The 16,207-nt window shown below is 72.7% G+C and carries 14 protein-coding genes; 2 read left to right on the top strand and 12 right to left on the bottom strand.

The window, feature by feature from the left end; translation table 11 throughout:
• Positions 1-12: 12 nt before the first annotated feature.
• From F6X68_RS01255 to F6X68_RS01235, 5 genes are all read right to left on the bottom strand, one after another.
• Positions 13-885 carry a TauD/TfdA family dioxygenase gene (locus tag F6X68_RS01255; RefSeq protein WP_151452485.1) on the bottom strand — a complete coding sequence of 291 codons (873 nt, stop codon included), beginning with the start codon at positions 883-885 and terminating at the stop codon, positions 13-15.
• Positions 886-990: 105 nt separating this feature from the next.
• A complete protein-coding gene (locus F6X68_RS01250; RefSeq protein WP_151452484.1) occupies positions 991-1,836 on the bottom strand; it encodes an alpha/beta fold hydrolase in 846 nt (281 codons plus the stop codon).
• A 45-nt stretch (positions 1,837-1,881) separates the two neighbouring features.
• A complete protein-coding gene (locus F6X68_RS01245; RefSeq protein ID WP_151452483.1) occupies positions 1,882-4,206 on the bottom strand; it encodes a cation-translocating P-type ATPase in 2,325 nt (774 codons plus the stop codon).
• Positions 4,193-5,206, bottom strand: a complete 1,014-nt coding sequence (locus tag F6X68_RS01240; protein ID WP_192581222.1) for a hypothetical protein — start codon at positions 5,204-5,206, stop codon at positions 4,193-4,195. Before F6X68_RS01240 ends, F6X68_RS01245 begins: the two co-directional genes overlap by 14 nt.
• A gap of 76 nt (positions 5,207-5,282) precedes the next feature.
• Complete coding sequence (locus F6X68_RS01235; RefSeq protein ID WP_151452482.1) at positions 5,283-6,305, bottom strand: 3-oxoacyl-ACP synthase III family protein; 1,023 nt, start codon at positions 6,303-6,305, stop codon at positions 5,283-5,285.
• A 615-nt stretch (positions 6,306-6,920) separates the two neighbouring features.
• Here F6X68_RS01235 and F6X68_RS01230 point away from each other — a divergent pair.
• Positions 6,921-8,111 carry a sensor histidine kinase gene (locus F6X68_RS01230; protein ID WP_225851892.1) on the top strand — a complete coding sequence of 397 codons (1,191 nt, stop codon included), beginning with the start codon at positions 6,921-6,923 and terminating at the stop codon, positions 8,109-8,111.
• Between the two features lie 81 nt (positions 8,112-8,192).
• On the opposite strand, the gene idi is transcribed toward F6X68_RS01230, so the two are convergent.
• Genes idi through F6X68_RS33350 form a run of 7 tightly spaced genes read right to left on the bottom strand, consistent with a single transcriptional unit; the run spans position 8,193 to position 15,422 of the window.
• Complete coding sequence (idi, locus tag F6X68_RS01225; RefSeq protein WP_151452480.1) at positions 8,193-8,777, bottom strand: isopentenyl-diphosphate Delta-isomerase; 585 nt, start codon at positions 8,775-8,777, stop codon at positions 8,193-8,195.
• A 21-nt stretch (positions 8,778-8,798) separates the two neighbouring features.
• A complete protein-coding gene (locus F6X68_RS01220; RefSeq protein WP_151452479.1) occupies positions 8,799-9,764 on the bottom strand; it encodes a UbiA family prenyltransferase in 966 nt (321 codons plus the stop codon).
• A 59-nt stretch (positions 9,765-9,823) separates the two neighbouring features.
• A complete protein-coding gene (locus F6X68_RS01215; RefSeq protein WP_151452478.1) occupies positions 9,824-10,630 on the bottom strand; it encodes a TauD/TfdA family dioxygenase in 807 nt (268 codons plus the stop codon).
• Positions 10,627-11,613 carry an L-tyrosine/L-tryptophan isonitrile synthase family protein gene (locus F6X68_RS01210; RefSeq protein ID WP_151452477.1) on the bottom strand — a complete coding sequence of 329 codons (987 nt, stop codon included), beginning with the start codon at positions 11,611-11,613 and terminating at the stop codon, positions 10,627-10,629. Before F6X68_RS01210 ends, F6X68_RS01215 begins: the two co-directional genes overlap by 4 nt.
• Entirely contained in the window at positions 11,610-14,357 is a 2,748-nt protein-coding gene (locus F6X68_RS01205) for an AAA family ATPase (RefSeq protein WP_151452476.1), read from the bottom strand. Before F6X68_RS01205 ends, F6X68_RS01210 begins: the two co-directional genes overlap by 4 nt.
• A 45-nt stretch (positions 14,358-14,402) precedes the next feature.
• Positions 14,403-15,194, bottom strand: a complete 792-nt coding sequence (locus F6X68_RS01200; RefSeq protein WP_151452475.1) for a thioesterase II family protein — start codon at positions 15,192-15,194, stop codon at positions 14,403-14,405.
• Between the two features lie 54 nt (positions 15,195-15,248).
• Positions 15,249-15,422: a hypothetical protein gene (locus F6X68_RS33350; RefSeq protein ID WP_192581221.1), complete on the bottom strand. Its 174-nt coding sequence runs from the start codon at positions 15,420-15,422 to the stop codon at positions 15,249-15,251.
• A gap of 564 nt (positions 15,423-15,986) precedes the next feature.
• Between F6X68_RS33350 and F6X68_RS01195 the strand changes: the two genes are divergently transcribed.
• The coding region (locus F6X68_RS01195) for a winged helix-turn-helix domain-containing protein (RefSeq protein ID WP_192581220.1) at positions 15,987-16,207 on the top strand (221 nt) is incomplete at its 3' end.

Below are 16,207 nucleotides of genomic sequence, written 5' to 3'. Positions count from 1 at the left end.
GTCCGTGCGGGACTAGGCGGCGTCCACGTCGTCGTAGACGGTGACGCGGTAGGACACGGCCGGCTCCGGCGTCGCGGTGTGCAGCGCCCGGTGGACCAGGCTCTGGTTGTCCCAGAGGAGCATGTCGCCCTTCTCGAACGTCTGGAGGTGGATGTTCTCGTGCTCGTAGGTGCGGTCGAGCTGGCCGGTGGCCGTGAGCAGCTCGGTCAGCAGCTCCGGCCGGTCGTTGCCGTCCGCGTCCTGCACCGACAGCGTGAAGCCCTCGCTCAGGTAGAGCAGGGTCTCGTCCGTGTGCGGGTGCGGGAACGCGAGCGGGCTCGTCACCGGCGGGGTCTTCGCGTTGACCTCGTCGATGATCTCCGAGATCGGCCGGTAGACGTCGGTCGGCCGGATCTTGAAGTACCGCAGCACGCTGTGCGTCGCCGTCTTGTCCTTGACGGCCAGCTTCAGCTCCTCGGAGAGCTGCTCGTAGGCGGTCGCCAGGTTGATGAAGTAGGTGCCCCGGTTCTTCGACGGCACGACCTGCGGGTAGATCATGGTGATGTCGAACGGACGTGGCATGAACTGGTAGTCCGAGTGCCAGAACTTGCCGGTCTTCGGCACCCCGATCTGGCGGCCGTCCTCCTCCTTGACGTTGGAGGAGACGAACACCTCCTTCACCTCGGGGTGGTGGTAGACCGGCTCGTAGTACTCCGCGACCCGGCCCAGCCGCTGGCCGAGCGCCAGGAACTGCCGCGGCGACAGGTCCTGGTTCTTCAGCACGGCGATCTTGTTCGAGTAGATGGCCTTCTTCAGCTCGACGATGTCCTCCGGCGAGGCGGTTTCCGCGTCGAAACCCTCCACGATCACGCCGAACTTCTTTCCAGCCTGCGGGGTGATTTTCATTCGCACTCCTCTGAGCGGTGGTCCCGGGCTCCGCGTACCTCAGTAGTCGCGTCCGGTCGGTCAACAGTTCCCGCCCCGACAGATGTGCGGGGCCGAATTGCCTGCTCAATTACCGCGCTGTGGGTTCACATTTCCGCGAACTCCTCTGCGAGTCTCGGCCTGCCTCTCCCGCAGCACCTGGGCGTGACAGGCGTGGATGACGGCAGCGGCGCCGTGCGGGTCGTCGCGTACGACGAAGTGACCGCTGCCGGGGATGACGTAGTGCTGCGCCCTCGGGAGCACCCGCCGGGCCCGGAGCGCGTCGCGCAACGGGACCACGCGGTCCTGGTCGGCCCACACGAGGTTCACCGGCGTCGTGTCGGTGGCGTCGGCGCGGAACGAGTAGAGCCCCGCGTACCGGCTCAGGGCGGACAGGTCGCTGGTGATCATCGAGTTCACGTCGGCGGCGGCCACGTCCGGCCGGAGTGCGGCGGGCCGGGCCGACACGCTGCCCATGACCATCCTGCGGACCACCCCCCGGTTGAGCAGCCGCCCCCGCGTCCGCGGCCCCACGGCGGCGGTCATCCGCAGGATCGCGTGGGTCCGCACCACGCACATCGAGGCGTGGCAGACCGCCCGGAACCCGATGCTGCACAGGGCGGTCACCGCCGCGACGGGCACCCGACGCGCCAGTTCGAGTGCGATCACCCCGCCGAGCGAGTGCCCGACCACGTGCGGCCTGCGCAGCCCCAGCGCGGCGATCCGCTCCGCGACGTACTCGGCGAGCCTCGGTACGACGTCACGGTCGTACGCGAGCCCCGGCACGCTGCCATGGCCGGGCAGGTCGATCGCGAGGGTCCGGGCGAAGCCCGGGATGCGTTCGACGACGGCGTCCCAGCTCGCCCGGCCGAGACCGGCCGCGTGCAGCAGCAGGAGCTGAGGATCCTCCGCGAGCCGGCTCGGCTCGGCCATGGTGCGGCTCCGTTTCTTTCCGTGCGGACGTGCGCGCTCGACGCGTCAGGAGGCGGTGACCATCGGGGCGCGCGAGGCCTCGGCCGTGTCGGCCCGGTCCGGGAGTTCGTGGCCGGCGAGCGCCTTGAACCGCCGCAGCCGCAGGCTGTTCGACACCACGAACACCGAACTGCCGGCCATGATCAGACCCGCCAGCATCGGATTGAGCAGCCCGCTCGCCGCGAGCGGGATCGCCGCGACGTTGTACGCGAAGGCCCAGAACAGGTTGCCCTTGATCGTGCCGAGGGTGCGCCGCGACAGCCGGATGGCGTCCGCGACCACCCGCAGGTCGCCGCGGACCACCGTCAGGTCGCCGGACTCGATCGCCACGTCGCTGCCGGTGCCCATCGCGATGCCCAGGTCGGCCTGCGCGAGGGCGGCGGCGTCGTTGACGCCGTCGCCGACCATCGCGACGACCTTGCCGTCGGCCTGGAGCCGCTTGACCAGCTCCACCTTCCCGGCGGGGAGGACCTCGGCGACCACGTCGTCGATCCCCACCTCCGCCGCGATCGCCGCCGCCACCGCCGCGTTGTCGCCGGTCAGCAGGATCGGGTGCAGCCCCAGCCGCTTGAACTGCGCCACCGCCGCCGCGCTGGTGGACTTCACCCGGTCGGACACGACGAGCATCCCCCGCAGGGCGCCGTCCCAGCCGACCATGACCGACGTACGGCCCGCCGCGTCGGCCGTCGCCTTGGCGGCGACCAGCTCCGGGGGCAGGTCGGTCGCCCACGCGCCCAGCAGCGACGCCCGGCCGACGACGACCTCGTGCCCGTCGACGGTGCCCCGCACGCCGACGCCGGTCTCGCTGGAGAAGTCCGCGACCGGGGGCAGTTCGCCGCACCGGTCCCTGGCTCCCGCGACGACGGCCCGGGCGATGGGGTGCTCCGACGCGCTCTCCAGTGCGCCGGCGAGCCGCAGCAGCTGGACGTCGTCCTCGCCGTCGACGGGCACGACCTCCACGACGGACATCTCGCCGGTGGTCACCGTGCCGGTCTTGTCGAGCACGACGGTGTCGACGGTCCGCGTGGACTCCAACACCTGCGGTCCCTTGATGAGGATGCCGAGCTGGGCGCCCCGGCCGGTGCCGACCAGCAGCGCGGTCGGCGTCGCCAGCCCCAGCGCGCACGGGCAGGCGATGATCAGTACGGCCACGGCAGCGGTGAACGCGGCCGCCGCCGGCTGGCCGGAGCCGAGCCAGTAGCCCAGCGTGGCGAGCGACAGCGCGATCACCCCGGGCACGAACACCGCCGACACCTGGTCCGCGAGCCGCTGGACGGCGGCCTTGCCGGTCTGCGCGTCCTCGACGAGCCTGGCCATCTGCGCGAGCTGCGTCTCGCCGCCCACCTTCGTGGCGCGGACGACGAGCCGCCCGCCGGCGTTCACCGTCGCGCCGACGACCTCGTCACCCGGTCCCACCTCGACGGGCACGGACTCGCCGGTGAGCATGCTCGCGTCGACCGCCGAGGAGCCCTCCTCCACGACGCCGTCGGTCGCCACCTTCTCGCCCGGCCGCACGAGGAACCGGTCGCCGACGGCGAGCGCCGAGATCGGCACGATCGCCTCGGCGCCGTCGCGCAGCACCGTCACGTCCTTGGCGCCCAGCGACAGCAGCGCGCGCAGCGCGGCGCCGGAGCGGCGCTTCGCGCGGGCCTCGAAGTACCGGCCGCAGAGGATGAACAGGGTCACGCCCGCGGCGACCTCCAGGTACATGTTGCCCTCGCCGGGCGTCCGCTCCAGGGTGATCCGGAACGGGTGCCGCATGCCGGGCACGCCGGCGGTGCCGAGGAACAGCGTGTACAGCGACCACACGAACGCGGCGAGCGTGCCCACCGAGACCAGCGTGTCCATCGAGGCGGCGGCGTGCCGGAGGTTGGCGAAGGCGGCCCGGTGGAACGGCCACGCCCCCCACACCACGACGGGCGCGCTCAACGTGAGGCAGGCCCACTGCCAGTACTCGAACTGGAGCTGGGAGAACATCGACATCGCGATGACCGGCACCGCCAGCACGGCGACGACCCAGAGGCGGTGGCGGGCCGCCCGCAGCTCACGGTCGTGCTCGGCCTCCTCCGCGGCCGCCGGATCCGGGACGTCCGCCGCCGGTGCCGCGGGCGGCTGCACCGGCCGGGCCGTGAAGCCGATCTCCTCGACGGCGGTGATCACCCGCGCCTGCGTGATCCCGGGCGGGAGGAGCACCTTCGCCTTTTCGGTGGCGTAGTTGACGGTCGCCTCCACCCCGTCGATGTCGTTGAGGCGCTTCTCGATGCGCGCCGCGCAGGCCGCGCACGTCATGCCGCCGATCAGCAGTTCCAGGTGGTTCTCAGCCGTGGCCATGCTCGGTGCCCCCCTCCGTGCCGCCGCCGGTCGTGTCGGCGGGGACAGCGGCTCCGCCGTTGCGTACGGCTTCCTCGTTGCGGGCCTTGGCCGCCGCGAAGGCCTCCTCGCTCAGGCCGTGCGGCGGCGGGTTGGGGCCCTTCACGCGCAGGGTGAACGACGCCGTACGCACGACGCCCTGGTGCTGGAAGTCCAGGAACAGCCGGTAGTCGCCGAAGCTCGGCGCGGTGGCGTGGAACAGGACGTCCGGACCGGGCGCGGTCTGCCCGTCGCCCGGCGTGCCGTCGGGGTGGACGTGCAGGTACGCCATGTCGCCGTCGCGGAGCGCGACCAGGTGCCCGAAGGCGCCGAGGTACGGCTCCAGGTCGGTGACCGGCTTGCCGTCCTTCGCGACGCTGAGCGTCAGCTTGCCGCTCTTGCCGGGCGTCAACTCACCGCCGAGGGTCACCGTGTACCCGTCGACCGTCGAGGTGGTCGACGGCGCGGGCAGCGCCTCCGGCCGGTAGTCGCCCGACACCGACACGTCCGCCCCGAGCGTCTCGCCGTGGATGCCCCACAGCGGCATGTAGTCGGCGAAGACGCGGTACTCGCCCGCCGCCGCGAAGGTCAGCGGCACCCGCCACACGCCGTCCGAGCCGAGGTTCGGGTGGACGTGCTGGAAGTTCGTCAGGTCGCGCCGCGCCACGATCAGGTGCATCAGCTTCTCGTGCTGCGGCTTGTACTTCACCAGCGGCGTGCCGTCGTGCTGCAGGATCTGGAAGGCGAAGGTCTGCTTCGTGCCCGCCCGGACGTTGTCCGTGATCACCTTCAGGTTCATGCTCTCGTGGTTGATGGTCAGGCCGTACGAGGACTCCTCGGCCATGGCGGCCGGCTTGGCGGCGGGTGCGGCTGCGGGTGCGGCGGTCGGCGGGGGCCCGACCACGCGGCCGACGGTGTAGGCGCTCCCCAGCACCAACACCAGGGCGAGCGCGAACGCGCCGAGCTTCGTCAAGGTCTTCATGAATAACCGTCCTGTTTCGACAGGGTTGGCGTGGAAGCGGGCAGGGTTTCGGGGGTGGGGTCGTCGGCCGGTGGGCTCACCGGTCCCCGCCGGGGTCCGGGCCGGATGTCCGGCCCCACCGCAGCAGGCACGCCCCGAGCGACATCCCCCCGCCGAACGCCAGCAGGAGGACGAGGTCGCCGTCGCGGAGCAGCCCGGCCCGGTTGGCGTGGTCGAGGGTGAGCGGCACCGAGGCGCTGCCGACGTTCGCGTACTCCTCCACCGTGCGGTGCGTGTGCGCGGCGGTCAGCCCGCACGCGCGTACCAGCTCGTCGAGGAGCAGGCCGTTGGGCTGGTGCGGCACCACGTGCGCGACGTCCGCCGCGCCGACGCCCGCCCTGGCCAGCAGCTTGTCCACGAACGGCGGGACGTCCTGGAGGACGAGCTCGGTGACGCCGCGGCCGTTCATGCGGAAGAAGTGGCCGCCGTCCGCCACCGTCGTCGCGGACGCCGGCAGCCTGCTGCCGCCCGCCGCCACCCCGATCAGGCCGCTGGCGTCGCCCCGGCTGGCCAGCTCGTACTCGACGACACCGCGCCCCGGGGACGTCGTCCCCACGACGGCCGCGCCGGCGCCGTCGCCGAACAGCACGGCCGTGCGCCGGTCGTCGAAGTCCAGGATGCGCGAGTACACGTCGGCGCCGACCACGAGCGCGTGGGTGCCGGGCCGGTCCGCCACCAGCGACTGCGCCAGCACCAGGGCGTGCACGAATCCCGCGCACACCGCGTTGACGTCGAAGCACGCGGCCCCGTACGCGCCGAGACGGTCCTGCACCAGGCAGGCCGTCGGCGGCTGCGGGTGGTCCGGGGTCGACGTCGACACGATGAGGTAGTCGACGCGGTCGGCGCCGATGCCCGCGTCCCGCAGGGCGCGGGTCGCGGCCCGCACGGCCAGGTCCGACGTGGCCTCCTCCGCCGCCGCGAAACGGCGCGAACGAATGGCGGTCTTGCGTACGATCCATTCCGGGCTGGCGCCCGGTACGCGACGCGCGATTTCCTCGTTCGGCAATGCTCGCGCGGGCACCCAGGATCCGGTGCCCAGAATTCCGACGGATGAGGACACAGCAGCCTCCAGAGAGGAGAGGCATTTCGTGTCTGCAAATTAGCCGAGTCGAACCATCGGCCGCAATCACGTTCGCCATCTGCCGACACGACTCGAAGCGCAAATTACCGGGCGATGGCGGTAACAATTTCAAGGCGATGGAACGTGCAATTTCCGGGCCGCCCGGGAACCCGCTGACGACACACCGGCGCACGGTTCACCCGTGCAGTTCTCCCGGGTCGTACGTGACACGCGGGGATGGGATCCGGCGCGTCCTCGCCGCCATGCTGACGGCACGACCGACCGCGTGGCGACGCCTGCGGCACGGCCGGCGACCCGCGGGGCGGACCGGCGCCCGCCGGCGCCCACGCGACCAGGACCGGACGGAGGCCCTCCGATGACAGCGCAGCTCCTCGAGACCACCCACCCCACGGGCGAGCCCGGCGGGTGGCGGCCCCGGGATGCGACGGCAGGGACGGATCCACGTCGGCACGAACCGACCGTAACCGATACCATGCATTCCGTGGCGACCGTGATCCGGCAGGCGACGACACCGAGCGCACCGCTGCCCGGGTCGGCGCGTCCGGGTGTGCCGGGGCCCGGCACGCGCCACGTCCGCCGGGAGCCGTGGCGTTGATGGTCACCGGGATCCGGCCCACCGGCCTGACGGGGACCCCCGCCGCGCCGGCTGACGCCCTGTCCACCCCGGGCATGCGGCGGGCGAGGCTGTGCATCCTGGCGGGCGCCGCGAGCGGGGTGGCCGCGTGCGTACTGCTCGCCGCCCTGGAACTGCGTCGCGAGCCCGACCCGCGCGGGATCGTGCTCGGCGCGGCGGGGTCGCTGCTCCTGGTCCTGGCGCTGGCCGCGGCGCTGCACCGGTCGGTCATGCCGTGGCGGGCGACGACGACCGGCCGGTGGCTGGTCGCCGGCTGCGCCACGGCCGCCGTGCTGTCCGTCCCGCTCGTCGGGCCGGTCGGCGGCACCCCGGGGCGGGCCTGGGCGTTCGTGGGGGCCGCGCTCGTCGGGGCCGCGCCGCTGCTGCTGCCGGTCCGGTGCGCGGTGACCCTGATGGCCGGGACGGTGCTGGTGGCCGCGGCGACGGCCTGGTGGCTCGGCGGTCCCGTGCGCGACGCGGTGACCGTCACGGTGGTGCTCGGGCTGACGGTGGCGACGTGGAACGTGCTGCACCTGTGGTTCTGGACGTTCCGGGCGCAGGCCCGGGAGGGGCACGACGCCCTGGCCCGCCTGGCGGCGGCCGAGGAGCGGCTGCGGTGCGCCCGGGACGTCTACGCCCTGCTCGCGAACGAGCTGTCGGCGCTCGTCCTCAAGGCGGAGCTGGCGTCGCGGCTGGCAATGGTCGACGGGGAGCGGACCAGGAAGGAGACCGCCGAGATGCGGGCGCTCGCGGCGGCCGCGTCGGCCCGGATGCGCGAGGCCGTGCACGGCTACCGCAGCGTCGGCCTGCGCGAGCAGGCGCAGACGGTGGCACGGGTGCTGCGCAACGCCGGCGTGCGGTGCTCCGTGACGCAGCCGGAGCGCGACCTGCCGCCCGCGCTCACCGGGCCGCTGGTGTCCGTGCTGCGCGAGGCCGGCGCCCACGTGCTGCGGCACGGCGAGGCGCGGTGGTGCACGATCGAGATCGCCGGCGAGGCGTCCGGGGCGCGGCTGACGGTGGTCAACGACGGGGCCGGCGACGGGGCGCCGGACCTCGACGGCAGCGGGCTGCCGGGGCTGGCCGACCGGCTGCGGGACGCGGGCGGCACGCTGCGCACCTGGCGGGGGGACGGCACGTTCACCGTGCAGGCCAGCGTCCGGGCCGGGTCGTGACCGGGCCCGACAGCAGCACCCGCCGCAACGGACGACGGACCGCGCCCACCCCGCCGGTGGGCACGGTCCGCCGCACGCCGCTCAGCCGGTGGCCGTCAGCGTCCCGCCGGGCAGGAGGCACTCGTCGGCCGTGGGCCACCGCGTCGGATCGTCGCCGAGGGTGACGAGCTCGGCGACCTGGAGGCGACACCACGGCGACACGGAGATGTCGCCGGTGCCCACCGCGTACACGAAGTCCGCCCAGGCGACCCACTCGAAGTCGCCGATGGCGGCCGGGTCGGGGGTCGGGCGCTCGTCGGTCACCACCCGGAACACCGGGGACACGGCGTTCTCCGCCACGCCGTTGTCCATTGTGGCGCGGTACCGGAAGGCGGGCAGGACCAGCTCCGGCGCGGGCGCGGCCAGGCCGAGCTCGGCGCGTACGGTGCGGGTCACCGCCGCGGGGACCGGTTCCCCCGGCACGGGGTGCCCGTAGCACGAGTTGGTCCAGATCCCCGGCCAGGTGCGCGTGCGGTCGCTGCGCATGGTGAGCAGCAGCTTGGCGTCGCTGGTGAAGACGTAACAGGAGAACGCCAGGTGCAACGGCGTACGCAGGTGGTGCACCGTCGCGCCCTCGGTGGCGCCCACCGGCCGTCCCTCCTCGTCGAGCAGCACGACCTGCGCCATGGTGTCCCTCCCCACCGGGACTCAGCTCGCCTGGGCGAAGGCGGCGGCGATCACGGTTCCCCACCCGGTGCTCGCCACCTGCAACGGCACCAGCTTCGCCCGGGGCCGCAGGAACGCCAGCGCGTCCGCGAGAGGCTTGCCGCGTACGCCGCGCCAGGTGCCCGACACGTGCACCAGCGCGAACGCGATGGCGACGATCATCGGCACGGCACCCCAGGTGAACCCGCCGATGGCGAGCACCGACACGCACACCGTGGAGCCGCCGACCGCGATCAGCCCGCTCGCGACGGCCATCGCGCGGGTCAGGCCCAGCGCGCGTACGCACGTGCGGATGTTGAACGCGGCGTCCTCCGGCCAGTCCTCGGCCGTGTTGACCATGACGATGCCGACCTGGTTCAGCCCGAAGCCGATGATCACGGCCAGCAGCGGCCACGACAGCTCACCGGGCACGGACCGGACGACGACGAGCATCGGCAGCCAGATCAGCACGGCGGCGAGGCCGGGGATCTGCCCCACGCCGGAGCTCTTCAGGTGGACCGGCGGGATGGAGTACTGGGCGCCGATCCAGAGGGTGAACGCGACCAGGGGCAGGATGTCCCAGTGCCCGGTGCGGAAGGTGAAGTAGGTCGCGAGGGCCAGCACACCCGCGCCCGTGGCGGCGATCTGCCACCGCACGTTGCGCAGCCCCAGCCCGTACACCGCCTGGGACAGCCACGTCTTGTACACGGCGTCGACGTCGCGGTCGGCGTACGCGTTGGTCATGTCGATGAAGTGCATGATGGACAGCGCCATCACGATCACCAGCGCGAAGTGGACCGAGGCCAGGGTGCTCAGGTCGTCGACCGACAGCAGCGACGGGATCGCGTAGATGGCCAGCATCACGGGCAGGAACTCGACCCGGCGGATGCGGATGGAGTGGTAGATCGGGCGCCGCGCGGTGGCCGGCGCCGGTGTGGACGCGCCCGCGCGCGCCTCTTCGACGGTCATGGTGTCTTCCTTCGGGGTTGAGGACCTTCGGTGGCACCCGCGAGCGCCCCTGACCGGGGTCAGAGGATCTGGATCCGCTGGAGGTGCCGGGAGGAGTTGCCGCGGAAGGCGTTGCGACCGTGCAGCAGCGCCTGGTTGTCGACGACCACGATGTCGCCGTCGACCCACTCGTGGTGGTAGCAGACGTCCGGGTGGTGCAGCCGGTCGCGCAGGTCGGCCATGAACGGCTCGGCCTCCTCCGCCGACCTGCCGCCGATGGACACCCACACCGGGTTGCGGTAGCGCTCCGGGTCGAGCGGCTCGCCGTACCGCATGATCGTCTCGCCGGTCTCCGAGTGCGTGGTGAGCAGCGGCGACACGGTCTCGCCGCCGTAGTAGCCGAGCTTCTCCGTGCGGTAGCTGACCTCCGTCGCCGCCCACTCGCGCACCAGCTCCGGCGAGGCGCGCCGGATCACGTCGGTGCTGTCGGAGAACACCGTCTCGCCGCCGCCGCCGGGCACCGGCGCCTCGAGGCACTGGAAGAGGAAGTACCGCGGCGCGGCCCGCGCGAACGCGCCGTCCCAGTGGAACGGCACGTCCGTACGGCTGAACAGGTAGTTCTTCGGGTCCTCCTGGACCACCAGGTCCAGGACGGCGCCGAAGTCCCAGGTCAGCACCTCGCCCCAGGTCTCGCAGTAGGCGACGAGGTCCTCCCTGTCGAGCAGGGGGAAGCCGCGCAGCACGACCACCTTGGACTCGATCGTCCAGCGCTCCAGCGTGGCGGGCGCGATGTCCCGCAGGTCGGCGCCGTCGTGCTCCGCCGTCAAGAGCGTGCCGAACGGCGCCAGCGGCGTCCGCTGCACCCGCAGCTCGTCTGCCGTGGTCATGAGGCGATCTCCTCCTGCCGGAAGTGGGGGTTCACGTAGTGGCTCGGCCGGCCGTTGCGCCAGACCAACGAGGCCCGGTCCCGCTCGGCCTGGCTGCGCTTGACCAGCGTCAGGTTGACGCCGTCGTCGAGGACGACGCCGTGCCACGGCGTCAGCCAGCTGTCCCTGGTCCGGATGAGGTGCAGCCCGATCTTCTCGGCGTGCCGGGGCTGCGGGTGGATCGACAGCCGCAGCGAGTCGGGGAACTTCGTGCCGACCAGGTCTCCCCAGGCGCGGCTGCGCCGGATCATCTGGTACGCGAACTCCTTGCAGTGCTCGCGCAGCTTGGTCCGGCTCAGGTCGGGGTGCAGCGGGCCCTGGTCCTCGAGCATGAACCGGTGCATGCCGTTGAACAGCGACCGGGCGCCCAGGTCGGTCAGCACCTCGGCACGGATGTCCGCCAGCGGCGTGGCGTACCCGGCGAGGAGCCGCCCGCGCATCTCGTCGTAGGACATCGCCCCGAACGCGTCGTCGAGCGAGTACATCGAGACCGAGGACGCGCCGGTCTGGTCGATGATGCGTTGCAGTTCCGTGCGGTACGCGGTCACGTCCTCGTCGGGGATGCCGAGCAGGTCGGAGAAGACGTGGCCGTCGGAGCAGATGAGGATCCGCGCGCCCGCCGGGTGGTAGTGGCTGACCTGCTCGCAGAAGGACTGGAGGAACTCCACGGAGATCCGCTCACCGAGGTCGGGCAGCGACCCGACCACCTTCTCCGGGTTGCGGGACTTCGCGGGGAACGCCGGCAGCACGAAGTGCAGCGGCTCGCCGCTGCGTAGGTACCGGCCCACCCGTTCCTCGTGGGTCGCGAAGCAGTCGTCGCACGGCTGCGCCCCGCACGGGTCGTCGGCGTGCTCGAGACGGCGGAAGCGGAAGACCAGTTCGAGAATCTGCCGGGCGAGCGTGCGCTCCCGGCTACCGACCTGTTCGTCCTCGGCAACGGTCATGTCGTGTCCGATCGCATCGTGGTTTCCTTGTCGCCCGAGGGCGGGCCGACCGGGGCGACGCGCCGGCGCCGCGCGCCGCGTGCGCCCTTCGGCGGGTCGATGTGCACCAGCTCCGTACGCGTGCTGATCTTCAACTTCCGGTAGGCCCGCGTCAGGTGCTGCTCGACGGTGCTGACGGTGATGAACAGCCGGTCGCCGATCTCGCGGTTGGTGTGCCCGCGGGCGGCCAGGTTCACGACTCGGCGCTCGGCGTCGGTCAGCGTGGCGAGCCCGTCCTTCGCGCCGGCCACCCCGGCTTCGAGGGTGTCGTCGGACGGCTTGAGCTTGCGCCGCAGCAGCTCGGCGTGACAGCCCTCGGCGAGCTGGAGGGCGTGCGCGCCCATCATCTTGGCGCGCCCGAACTCGCCGAGGGCGTGCCCGGTCTGGCTCAGGTCCGCGAAGACGTGCGCGAGTTCGTGCCGGTCCCCGCTGGCGTGCAGCAGGTCCATCGCCTCGCGCAGCATCACCTGCCGTTGCTTGGGCGCGTACGCCGCCGCCAACGCCCGCAGCCCCATGCCCTTGGCGCGCGGGGCGTCGCCACCCGGCAGCGCCAGATGTTCGGTGATCAGCTTCCGGGCCTGGTCGGGCCGGCCCATCCGCACGTACAGCCGGGCGAGGTCGACCCGCCACGGCAGCGCGGACGGATCGTCGGCGCCCCAGCCGACGGCGAGCTGGCCGGCGGTCTGGAAGTCGGCGAGCGCGGCGTGCCGCCGGTCCACGGCGTCGTAGTAGACGCCCCGGGCCCGCAGGTACTGCGGCCAGAACATGCTCTGGCGCATCGCGGCCGGCGTCGGCTCCCGCAGGGCCGCCTCGGCCTCGGCGAGCTGCCCGGTCATCGTGCAGGCCAGGACCAGGTGCGCGAGCGGCGAGCCGACGGCGACGCCCCAGGCGGCGGGCGGCATCGTGGCCAGCGCGTCGCGCGCGTGCCGCTCGGCGGCGGCGAGGTCGCCGCGGCACAGGGCGACGGCGGCCCGTACGTCGGTCAGGACGGCCCGCCAGCTCGTGATCCCGTGCGACTCGGCCTCCTCCGCCAGCTTCTCGCACCAGTCGGCGGCACGGTCGAGCTGGTCGGCGCCGATCAGCACCCGCAGCGCGTGCCACACCGACACCAGGAGGGAGTCACCGGGGCGGGCGCGTTGCAGCACCTCCTCGGCGCGGTCGACCGCCACGCCCGGCCCGGGGTCGCCCGGACCGTCGCCGCCGTGCGGGCGGCAGTGCCGCAGCCACTCGCGGGTGGCGAGGTGGTCGGCGCCGAGGTCGGGGTCCGGGTGCGTGGTGAGGTCGCCCACCCCGTCGAGCGCCTCCACCGCCTCGTCGTGCCTGCCCTGCCAGGCGAGCGACCGGGCGAGCAGCAGCGTGTCGGCCTCGTCGAGGAGGCCGGCGCGAGCCGCCACCGCCAGCGACGACAGGTGCCGCGGAACCGCCTCGGGGTCGCTGCGCCAGTGCACCCGGACGAGGGCCGCCTCCACGGCGGCCCGCTCGCGGTCGTCCTCGGTGGATCGCAGCGCCAGTTCCAGGCAGTCCACGGCGTGCCGTGCGGCGCCGCCGGCGACGGCCTCCCCGGCCGCCGCGACCAGCACCGGACCGGCCCAGGATCCGGCCGGCCCGTCGACGCCCACGAGGTGCGCGGCCACCTCGGCGGCGGACGCGCCGTCCTCGTGGAGCAGGAGCGCGGCCCGCGACCGCAGGGCCGACTGCGTCTGCGGCGGGCAGTCGTCGAGCACCGCCGCGCGTACCGCCGGGTGGTGGTAGGAGTGCCCCTCGGTGAGGCCCGCCTCGGCGAGCGCGCCGAGCACCTGCCGGGTCGTCGCCGCGCAGAGGCCCGCCAGCCCGGTGACGAGCCCGGCGGACGCGGACGGGCCGACGACCGCAAGGGCGCGGGCGACGTCGAGCAGCCGGGGGTCGCTGCGGTGCAGGCAGGCGAGCGCGGCCTGGACAAACGACGCGCCCACCGTCGGCGCGACGTCCCCGTCGGCGCCGGTGAGGGCGTCGTCGAGCAGCGCGTGTACGAGCATCGGGTTGCCGCCGCTGACGGCGTGCGCCGACGCGGCGAGCCGCCGGGCGGCCTCCGGCCGGATCCGCTCGGCGAGCAGTCGCCCGACGCCCTCGGGCGACAGCGGGAGCAGCCGCAGGTGACGGCAGTGCGGCTGCCGCGTGAGCTCCGCACGGAACGCCGCCGCCTCGGGCCGCGCGCCCACGCATCCGCTCAGCACGAGCAGCACCCGCGCGAAACGGATGCGCCGTTGCAGGTACAGCAGCGCCTGCAACGACAGGGAGTCCGCGAACTGGACGTCGTCGACGACCACCACCAGGGGCCGGTCGGCGGCCACGTCGAGGAGGACCTGGCAGACGTCCTCCAGCAGTTGCGCGTCACCGTGCCGCAGGGTGGGGGCGTCCGGGTTTCCCGCCGGCCCGGTGTCGCGCCGCAGCAGCGGCAGGTGGCCGGTCGAGGTGGTCTGGGCCCGGAGGCTGTGGAACAGCTGTCCCACCACCCCCAGGGGGATCATGCTCTCCGCGACCGAACAGGCGGCGGTCAGCACCAGCGCGCCCTCGCCGACGGCCACCTCGGTCACGGCGTTCACCAGTCGGGTCTTCCCGCTGGCGACGCCGCCGTCGACCAGCGCGACCCGGCCCTGGCCCGCGGCAGCCGTCGCGTACGTCTCGACGAGGTCGGACAGCAGGTGTTCTCTCTCGATCAGTGCCATGTGGGTCACCTCCGGACACTCCTGAGGCTCGGGTCGACCGGCGACTCACCCCGGTTGTTCGGCGTGGGCGACCGTGGCGGCGCCGCGCGAGGCCGAGCTGAGCGACCGGGTGTGCGCCCTGATGCTGCGCAGCACCGCGGACATGTTGTCGTTGAGATAGAAGTGACCGCCCGGGTGGACGACGAACTCGAACCCCGCGTCGGTGTGTTCCCGCCACGCCTTCGCCTCGTCGACCGTCACCCGCGGGTCGCTGTCGCCGATGTGCGCGACGATCGGGCAGTCCAGGCGTGGCCCGGGCCGGTACTCGTAGGTCTCGGCTGCGGTGTAGTCCGAGCGGATGGCCGGCAGGACCATCCGCAGCACGTCCTCGTCCTCCAGCAGCGCGCTGTCGGTGCCCGCCAGGGCGCGTACCTCCGCGATCAGGCCGGCGTCGTCCCGCAGGTGGGTCCGCTCCTCCTTACGGAGGTGCGGAGCCCGCCTGCCGGAGACGAACAGCGCGGTCGGGCCGACGCCCGCCCGCCGCAGCCGCAGCGCGACCTCGTAGCCGATGGTCGCGCCGAGGCTGTGGCCGAAGACGGTGATCGGCCGGTCGACCAGCGGCAGCAGCACCGTCACCAGTCGGTCCGCGATCTCGTGGACCGAGGTGAGGCCCGGCTCCCGCAACCGGTCCTGCCGACCGGGGTACTGGACGGCGAGCACGTCGACCTCGGGAGCGAGCGTCCTGGCCACCCGGGCGAAGTAGCTCGCCGAGCCGCCGGCGTGCGGCAGGCACAGCAACCTGGTCGCCGCCTCGTCCGCCGGGTGGAACCGTCGCACCCACAGGTCGGTGTCCGTCATCTCGTTCCCCCGCGATTCAGCTCGTGGTCGCCGGTGGCGGTCGCCCCGGTTGCGTCAGCGGCCCCCGTCCACCCGGGCCTCGCTCCAGCTGATGGTGGTCGGCCGGACCGCCGCCAGGTCGCTGGTGGTCCAGCTGTCCACGACGTCGATGCGCAGGTCACCGTCCGCCGGAGCGTCGGCACCGTCGAAGAAGAAGGCATTGAGAATCTCGGTCGCATTGACAGACATGGGAGTCCCCTCTCACACAGCTTGGCCCGGTGGTGCGGAACGCCATCTAAACCTGCTGGACGGGCACGTGTTTCAACAAGGTCTGCGTTCACCGTCTACGCGAAGGTTCGTCACAACGCATTCGTGAATCGCTCATACCCGTCACACGCGGCAGGCCCGGTGACTTTTGTCAATACCCAGCCCGGCCGTCCGGGCGCCGCGAGCACGGTGTCCAGGGTGGACCCCCGGCCCGGGAAGCCCTTGCGTGGCAAGGGTCACGGGCGGTGGGCCGGCCGACGGAGCGGGCCGGGGGAATTGCTCCCCACCGGCCGTGGGAGCAACCTTCGGCAGCTCACCGGCACCTTTCCCCGTACGGCCGTGCGCCGTTCATCGGACCCGGATGACGGTCTCATGCCCCACCACCACCCGACAATGCCTGACCAGCAACTCCACACTGCCAACCCAATGACACCCACCATGCACCCACACCTCCTGCGGGGTGCCCTAGGGGTGCCTCCCCAATGACCACCGATGGGAAACTCAAAACCCACCCCCACCACACCACCAGACCACCGGAGCACACCCATGCGCTTCTCCGTACTCGGCAGCACCGAAGTCACCAACAACGGCCACCACCTCGAACTCGGCGGAATCCGCCAACGCGCAATCCTCGGCTACCTCCTCCTCAACGCCAACAAAGTCGTCGCCACCAGCCAAATCCTCCACGCCATGTGGGACGGCAACCCACCCCCCACCGCCCGCAAAATGGTCCAGAACGCCGTCTCCGGCATCCGCCGCATGCTCAC

The sequence above is a fragment of the Micromonospora sp. AMSO12t genome, from assembly GCF_008806585.1.
Classification (GTDB): Bacteria; Actinomycetota; Actinomycetes; order Mycobacteriales; family Micromonosporaceae; genus Micromonospora; species Micromonospora reichwaldensis.
The sequence above is the reverse complement of the archived record's forward strand: the minus strand, read 5'-3'. Positions and strand labels throughout refer to the sequence as shown.

What these genes read in the sequence shown, in the direction of transcription:
- F6X68_RS01255 (WP_151452485.1), bottom strand. Translation starts at nt 885, where the DNA reads ATGAAAATCACCCCGCAGGCTGGAAAGAAGTTCGGCGTGATCGTGGAG.
- F6X68_RS01250 (WP_151452484.1), bottom strand. Translation starts at nt 1,836, where the DNA reads ATGGCCGAGCCGAGCCGGCTCGCGGAGGATCCTCAGCTCCTGCTGCTG.
- F6X68_RS01245 (WP_151452483.1), bottom strand. Translation starts at nt 4,206, where the DNA reads ATGGCCACGGCTGAGAACCACCTGGAACTGCTGATCGGCGGCATGACG.
- F6X68_RS01240 (WP_192581222.1), bottom strand. Translation starts at nt 5,206, where the DNA reads ATGAAGACCTTGACGAAGCTCGGCGCGTTCGCGCTCGCCCTGGTGTTG.
- F6X68_RS01230 (WP_225851892.1), top strand. Translation starts at nt 6,921, where the DNA reads ATGGTCACCGGGATCCGGCCCACCGGCCTGACGGGGACCCCCGCCGCG.
- idi (WP_151452480.1), bottom strand. Translation starts at nt 8,777, where the DNA reads ATGGCGCAGGTCGTGCTGCTCGACGAGGAGGGACGGCCGGTGGGCGCC.
- F6X68_RS01220 (WP_151452479.1), bottom strand. Translation starts at nt 9,764, where the DNA reads ATGACCGTCGAAGAGGCGCGCGCGGGCGCGTCCACACCGGCGCCGGCC.
- F6X68_RS01215 (WP_151452478.1), bottom strand. Translation starts at nt 10,630, where the DNA reads ATGACCACGGCAGACGAGCTGCGGGTGCAGCGGACGCCGCTGGCGCCG.
- F6X68_RS01210 (WP_151452477.1), bottom strand. Translation starts at nt 11,613, where the DNA reads ATGACCGTTGCCGAGGACGAACAGGTCGGTAGCCGGGAGCGCACGCTC.
- F6X68_RS01205 (WP_151452476.1), bottom strand. Translation starts at nt 14,357, where the DNA reads ATGGCACTGATCGAGAGAGAACACCTGCTGTCCGACCTCGTCGAGACG.
- F6X68_RS01200 (WP_151452475.1), bottom strand. Translation starts at nt 15,194, where the DNA reads ATGACGGACACCGACCTGTGGGTGCGACGGTTCCACCCGGCGGACGAG.
- F6X68_RS33350 (WP_192581221.1), bottom strand. Translation starts at nt 15,422, where the DNA reads ATGTCTGTCAATGCGACCGAGATTCTCAATGCCTTCTTCTTCGACGGT.